This is a genomic window from Modestobacter muralis, assembly GCF_010682105.1.
Taxonomy (GTDB): Bacteria; Actinomycetota; Actinomycetes; order Mycobacteriales; family Geodermatophilaceae; genus Modestobacter; species Modestobacter muralis.
In genome coordinates this window covers 23985-30741 of the sequence record NZ_JAAGWH010000045.1, presented here as the reverse complement: position 1 = coordinate 30741, position 6757 = coordinate 23985, and the positions used below count along the sequence as shown (strand labels likewise).

Genomic DNA, 6757 nt, shown 5'->3' with positions numbered 1-6757 from the left:
CGTCCCGACTCCCGCCGTCCCGACTCCCGCCGTCCCGACTCCCGCCGTGCCGACTCCCGCCGTGCCGACACCCGCCGCGGCGTCCCTGCACGAGGCGCCGGCCGTCGAGGCCGTCGTCCCCACGCCGGTGGTCCGTGCGTCCGAGCCCGGCTGGCCGCTGCCGCCCACACCTGTCGTCCTCTCGGCGGAGCTCCTCGCCGAGGAGCTGGCGCTGCCGCCGGCCGTGCCGTCCACGGCACCGCCCGTCGCGCCGGCGTGGTCCGACCGGGCCGACCTGCAGGAGCGCGCCGCGCCGGTGCCCGTCGCGGACGTCGCGCCAGCGTGGTCCGAGGTCCTCGGCGTGGAGGAGCTCGCCGCCCCGCCCGCGCCGCTGGTCGTGGACGACAGCGCGCCCGCCTGGTCAGGGGGCCTCGACGTCGAAGGGCTCGACGCTCCGGCGTCTGCCGCCGACGTGGTGCCGGGCTGGTCCGAGGACTCCGACCCGGAGGACCTCGCCGCCGCCCAGTTCGCCGCCTGGAGCGCGGCCGAGGCCGACACACGTTCCTCGACCGACGGCACGGACGCCCCTGCACCGGCCGTGGAGTCGCGCAGCCGCCGGGTCCGGGTCCTGCTCCCGCTGGCGGTGCTCGCCGTCGCGGCGGTCATCGCCGGGTTCGTCGTCCCCGGTCAGTCCGGCGGCGACCGGCCCGCCGTGGCCGCCGCGCAGCGCAGCCCCGCCGCATCGGCGGCCCCCAGCTCACCGGCCCGCACGCCGAGTCCGGTGCCGACCACGTCGGTCCCCGCGCCGGTGCCGACCATCACCCCGGAGCCGACGGCCACGTCGACCGCGGCAGGTCCAACGACGGCGCCGGTCCGTCCCGTGGTGGCGCGATCGTCTGCCGCCGTGGCCGCTCCGGTGACGGGCGACCCGGCGCCCGCCGCCCAGGACCCGACCGCGGTGCCGAGCGGTGCGCTCCCGGACACTGGCGGGGCCCCGGTCGCGGGTCCCGTCCCGGATGTCGGGCCGGTGCCCGGTGACACCCCGGTCCCGGACCAGGCGCCGCCTCCGGTCGGCACCCCCGCTCCCGGGGACACCCAGCCCCCGGTCGGCACCCCTGGTCCGGGTGGCACCCCCGCTCCCGGCGACACCCCCGCTCCCGGCGGCACCCCGCAGCCCGGCGACGGCGCCCCGGGCACCTGCGATCCCGTTGCCCTGGCGCCCGGCGCGGTCGCTGACCCCGCCGACCCCTGCCTGCCCGAGGTCGACCCCCCGGTCGTCGAGGAGCCCGGCCCGGTCACCCCCGCCCCGACGGACCCGACCCCGCCGGCCGAGCCGACCCTGCCCCCGACGACGAGCCCGCAGCCCACCCCGCCCGGGCCTGGGGACGGTCCGGCCGCGACGGCCGTCCCGGTCCCCACGTCGGCCGAGGGCCCGGGCCTGGCCGCCCGCCGCCGCTGACGCGGTCCATCGCGACGTCCGGACGACGCGCCGGCCGGGAGCCATCTCACGCCCGGACGGGCTCCCCGGCAGCCCAGAGGGTGGGACCATGGAGCTGCCATGACTGTCCTGCCCCTGGTCTTCGACGCCCCCCGCCGCACCAAGCCGCCCCGGCACCTCGCCGACCTGACCCGTGACGAGGCCCGCGCAGCGGTGACCGAGCTCGGTCAGCCGGCGTTCCGCGCCGATCAGCTGGCCCGGCACTTCTACGCCGGGGTCACCGACCCGGCGCTGATGACCGACCTGCCGGCCGCCTCCCGCGACGACCTCACCGCAGCGCTGCTGCCCGGGCTGCTGACCCCGGTGCGGCACCAGTCCGCCGACGGTGGCCGCACCCGCAAGACGCTGTGGCGACTGCACGACGGCGCCCTCGTGGAGAGCGTGCTCATGCGCTACCCCGAGCGCGCGACCGTCTGCATCTCCAGCCAGGCCGGCTGCGGCATGGCCTGCCCGTTCTGCGCGACCGGCCAGAGCGGCCTGACCCGCAACCTGTCCGCCGCCGAGATAATCGGCCAGGCGGTGGCCGCTGCCGCGGCGATGGCGAACGGTGAGATCCCTGGCGGGCCGGGCCGGCTGTCCAACGTCGTCTTCATGGGCATGGGCGAGCCGCTGGCCAACTACGCCCGGGTCCGCAAGACCCTCGACGCGCTGCTCACCCCGGCACCGCACGGGCTGGGCCTCGCGCAGCGCTCGGTGACCGTGTCGACGGTCGGCGTCGTCCCGGCGATCCGCAAGCTCACCGAGGAGGGTCTCAACGTCACCCTCGCGGTGAGCCTGCACGCCCCCGACGACGAGCTGCGCGACACCCTGGTGCCGATCAACACCCGGTGGAACGTCGCGGAGGTGCTCGGCGCCGCCGACGACTTCGCCCGCCGCACCGGACGCCGGTACTCCATCGAGTACGCGCTGATCCGCGACATCAACGACCAGCCGTTCCGGGCCGACCTGCTCGGCAAGCTGCTGTCCAAGCGCCTCGCGCACGTCAACCTCATCCCGCTCAACCCCACCCCGGGCAGCAAGTGGGACGCCAGCCCGCTGCCCGCCCAGCGGGAGTTCGTGGCCCGGCTGCGCGCGGCCGGAGTGCCGACGACGGTGCGCGACACCCGCGGCTCGGACATCGACGGCGCCTGCGGGCAGCTCGCCGCCGCCGACCAGGTCGAGGGCATCCCGAGCATCGCCGTGCCGGTGCCCGAGACCGACCAGTGGCCCCGTCCCGAGGCTCGTCCCGAGCTCGCGAGGGATGAGGAGGACGGGGTCCTTCAAACGCTCGGCGGCGAGTCCGACCAGTGACCACCGCGCCGGGGCCCGGTCTGCCGTCGGCCGAGGTCGAGCCGCACACCCACGCCGACGTCTCGGGCGGGTGGCTGCGGGCCGCGGTGTTCGGCGGGATGGACGGGCTGGTCACCAACACCGCGCTGGTCGCCGGCGTGGGTGGTGGCGGCGTCGGTGCCCACGCCGTCGTGCTGTCCGGGGTGGCCGGGCTCGCCGCCGGGGCGATCTCGATGGCGCTGGGCGAGTACACCTCGGTGAGCACGCAGAACGAGCAGCTGGACCTCGAGGTCGCCAAGGAGCGCCGCGAGCTGGCGACCAACCCGGTGGGGGAACAGGCCGAGCTGACCCAGCTGTGGGAGGACCGCGGACTGGACCCCGAGCTGGCCGAGGCGGTCGCCGCGCAGCTCTCGCGCGACCCGGAGCAGGCCCTGCGGGTGCACACGCTCAACGAGCTGGGCCTGGACCCCGAGGACAAGCCCTCGCCGATGACGGCCGCGGTGTCGTCGTTCGCCTGCTTCGCGGTGGGCGCCCTCATCCCACTGCTGCCCTACCTGCTGGGCGCGCCGGTGCTGTGGCTGGCGCTGCTGTGCGGTGGCGCCGGCCTGGTCGTGGCCGGGGCGCTGTCGGCGCGCTTCACGCCGCGGCCGTGGTGGTCGGCGGGGCTGCGTCAGCTGGTGTTCGGTGCGGTGGCCGCAACGGCGACCTACCTGATCGGCTCGGCGATCGGGGTCGGCGCGGCCTGACCGGTCACCGGTCCTAGGACGGCCCGGGAGTGGGCCTGTCCTCGGACCGCTGTGATGACGGCGGCTGGAGCAGCGCCTGTGACGAGTCGTCGTCGAGGAGTGGTCGACGAGAACGGGCCCGCTCCCGAGGGGAGCGGACCCGTCACGTCGGTGGACCAGAGGTCAGCGGGCGCGCCAGGCGTTCTTCCGGCGGCGCATGTCCCACAGCAGGATGCCGACCAGGGTGGCGGAGGCCAGCACCAGGTAGATGTCCTCGACCCGGCCCTCGTGGTTGCCCACCAGCATCGTCAGCATGGCGAGGGCGAGGAGCCAGCCGGCGACCCGGCCGGTCCTGCCGGCCTCGCCGTGCCAGCCCCAGTCCTCGGGCCGCTCGTGCATGACGGGGGTCTCGCCCGCCCGGACGATGCCCTCCTCGCGGTTGGACTGCTCGACCACCGTCGCGCTGGTCTGGTGGCCCTGTCCCCGGCCGGTCGCATCGCTCACTGGGCATCCTCGCTCGCGGTCGTGGCCGCGTTCGCGGCGTCACTGGTGTCTCGGTGCGCGGCCTCAGCCGCACACCTGCCCATGATGACAGGCCGGGGTGGCGCGCACCTGGCGGGCCGGGGAGCGGGTCTTGCGAGGATGGGTGCGCACCGAGGGCACGGCACCGGCGAACGCCGCCGATGAGGGCAGCGAGGAGTGCACATGAGCGAGCCGCGCGAGATCACCGTGCTGGGGTCGACCGGGTCCATCGGGCGGCAGGCGATCGCGGTCGTCCGGCAGAACCCCGGCCGGCTGCAGATCACCGGCCTGGCCGCCGGCGGCGGGGACGTGGCCCTGCTGGCCGAACAGGCGCTGTCCCTGGGCGTGCGGACCGTCGCGGTCGCCCGCGCCACCGCCGCGCAGGACCTGCAGCTGGCCTTCTACGCCGCCGCCCAGCAGCGCGGTTGGGCGCAGGGCAACTACGCGCTGCCGGAGATCCTGGCCGGTCCCCGCGCCGCCGAGGAGCTCGCGGCCCGCCCGGCCGACGTCGTCCTCAACGGGATCACCGGGTCGATCGGGTTGCGGCCCACGCTGTCGGCGCTGGCCGCCGGGCGCACGGTCGCGCTGGCCAACAAGGAGTCCCTCGTGGCCGGGGGAGCGCTGGTCACCGCGGCGGCGGCCCCGGGGCAGCTGGTGCCGGTCGACTCCGAGCACTCGGCGCTGGCCCAGTGCCTGCGCGGCGGCGCCCGGGGGGAGGTGGCCCGGCTCGTGCTCACCGCCAGCGGCGGCCCCTTCCGTGGCCGGACGGCCGAGGAGCTGGCCGGGGTCACCCGCGAGCAGGCCCTGGCCCACCCGACCTGGGACATGGGGCCGGTGGTGACCATCAACTCCGCCACCCTGGTCAACAAGGGCCTGGAGCTGATCGAGGCGCACCTGCTCTTCGGCGTCCCCTACGCCGACATCGACGTCGTGGTGCACCCGCAGTCGATCGTGCACTCGATGGTCACCTTCGCCGACGGGGCGACCATCGCCCAGGCCAGCCCACCGGACATGCGCCTGCCGATCGCCCTGGCGCTGGCCTGGCCCGACCGGCTGCCCGTCGTGCAGCCGGCGCTGGACTGGTCGACGGCCAGCACCTGGGAGTTCCAGCCGCTGGACTCCGAGGTGTTCCCGGCGGTGCGGCTCGCCCGGGAGGCCGGTGAGGCCGGCGGCGTCGTCCCGGCGCTGTACAACGCGGCCAACGAGGAGGCCGTCGCCGCCTTCACCGCCGGACGGTTGTCGTTCACAGGGATCGTGCAGGTCATCGCGCGTACCCTCGACGCCGCGCCGGACCTCGGTGCACCCACCTGCGTCGAGGACGTGCTGGCCGCTGAGAAGTGGGCCCGGGAGCACGCTCGCGCCGCCATCGACGCGGACGACCTGAGACGGAGTTCGAGCTGAGCGGGTTCCTCCTGACGGTCCTCGGGATCGTCGCCTTCGCTGTCGGCCTGCTCTTCAGCATCGGCTTCCACGAGTTCGGCCACTTCTACTGGGCGCGCAGGTTCGGCATGCGCGTGCCGCAGTTCTTCGTCGGCTTCGGCCCCACCGTGTTCTCCCGCCGCCACGGGGAGACCGAGTTCGGCATCAAGGCCGTGCCGCTGGGCGGGTTCATCCGCATCGTCGGCATGATCCCGCCGGCCGAGGAGGGCGAGAGCAAGCGCGCCACCCGGATGCGCAGCTTCATCGCCGAGGTCCGGGGCCAGGCCCTCAACGACGTGCGGCCCACCGACGGTGACCGGGTCTTCTACAAGAAGCCCTGGTGGCAGCGGATCATCGTGATGGCCGCCGGCCCGGCGCACAACCTGGTGCTCGCCGTCGTCTTCTTCACCGTGGTGCTCGTCGGCCTGGGCACCAGCGTCATCACCACCCAGATCGACTCGATGCCGGCCTGCGTGCTGCCCGCGGGCACCGTGACCACCGACGCGGACGCCGAGGCCGCCTGCCAGGGGCAGCCGCAGAGCCCCGCGGCCGCCGCCGGTCTCCGGCCCGGCGACACCATCGTGGCCGTCGCCGGCCAGGAGCTCGAGCCCACCGCCTACGACAGCTGGACGACGGTCCAGGAGGAGATCCGCAGCCACCCCGGCCAGCCGGTCGCGCTGACCGTCGACCGGGCCGGCGAACGGCTCGACCTCTCCGTCACCCCCATCGCGAACACCGTGTACACCGACCTGACCGGTGAGGAGACGACCACCGCCGGGTACGTCGGCATCGCCCCGGCGCCCGGGTTCGCCCGGCAGCCGATCAGCGAGGTGCCCGGCTACTTCGGCATGGTCGTCTCGCAGTCGGTGCAGAAGCTCGTGCAGATCCCCGAGCGGGTGCCCCAGCTGTTCCGGGCGGCGTTCCTCGGCGAGGAGCGGGACCGCAACGGCCCGATCGGCGTCGTCGGCGTGGGCCGGCTGTCGGGGGAGTACTTCGCGCTCACCGAGATCGGTGCGCTGCAGAAGGCCTCCATCTTCCTGAGCCTGCTGGCCAGCGTGAACATGGTGCTGTTCCTGTTCAACCTAGTGCCGATCTACCCGCTGGACGGCGGGCACGTGGCCGGGGCGCTGTACGAGAAGGCGCGAGGAACGGTCGCCCGGCTGCGCGGCCGCCCCGACCCCGGCCCGTTCGACATCGCGCGGCTGATGCCGGTGGCCTACGTGGTCGCCGGGTTCTTCGTGGTGCTGTCGGGCCTGCTGCTCATCGCCGACCTCGTCAACCCGATCACCCTGGGCTGACGCTCCCCGGCCCCCGCGAGGGGGCCGGGGCAGGTCACAGCGGTGCC

The 6757-nt window shown here is 75.2% G+C and carries 5 protein-coding genes and 1 pseudogene; 5 read left to right on the top strand and 1 reads right to left on the bottom strand.

Annotated features, from left to right (window positions below):
- The 3 genes and pseudogenes from GCU67_RS15445 to GCU67_RS15435 all read left to right on the top strand — a co-directional run.
- Positions 1-1438 (top strand): annotated as a pseudogene (locus GCU67_RS15445) (hypothetical protein); the annotation flags it as partial.
- A gap of 99 nt (positions 1439-1537) precedes the next feature.
- Positions 1538-2767, top strand: coding sequence for a dual-specificity RNA methyltransferase RlmN (gene rlmN / locus GCU67_RS15440; RefSeq protein WP_163612105.1), 1230 nt, complete (start codon positions 1538-1540; stop codon positions 2765-2767).
- On the top strand, positions 2764-3492 hold the full coding sequence (locus GCU67_RS15435; protein WP_338105051.1) for a VIT1/CCC1 transporter family protein: 729 nt from the start codon (positions 2764-2766) through the stop codon (positions 3490-3492). Before rlmN ends, GCU67_RS15435 begins: the two co-directional genes overlap by 4 nt.
- Positions 3493-3654: 162 nt before the next feature.
- On the opposite strand, the gene GCU67_RS15430 is transcribed toward GCU67_RS15435, so the two are convergent.
- Entirely contained in the window at positions 3655-3975 is a 321-nt protein-coding gene (locus tag GCU67_RS15430; protein ID WP_163612104.1) for a DUF2631 domain-containing protein, read from the bottom strand.
- Between the two features lie 201 nt (positions 3976-4176).
- Here GCU67_RS15430 and dxr point away from each other — a divergent pair, with 201 nt between their 5' ends.
- Positions 4177-5394: a 1-deoxy-D-xylulose-5-phosphate reductoisomerase gene (gene dxr, locus GCU67_RS15425; RefSeq protein ID WP_163612103.1), complete on the top strand. Its 1218-nt coding sequence runs from the start codon at positions 4177-4179 to the stop codon at positions 5392-5394.
- On the top strand, positions 5331-6710 hold the full coding sequence (locus GCU67_RS15420; RefSeq protein WP_338105050.1) for a M50 family metallopeptidase: 1380 nt from the start codon (positions 5331-5333) through the stop codon (positions 6708-6710). Before dxr ends, GCU67_RS15420 begins: the two co-directional genes overlap by 64 nt.
- Positions 6711-6757: the final 47 nt, after the last annotated feature.

Excerpts from the sequence above, each read along its gene's own strand:
- rlmN (WP_163612105.1), top strand. The coding sequence starts at position 1,538 with ATGACTGTCCTGCCCCTGGTCTTCGACGCCCCCCGCCGCACCAAGCCG.
- dxr (WP_163612103.1), top strand. The coding sequence starts at position 4,177 with ATGAGCGAGCCGCGCGAGATCACCGTGCTGGGGTCGACCGGGTCCATC.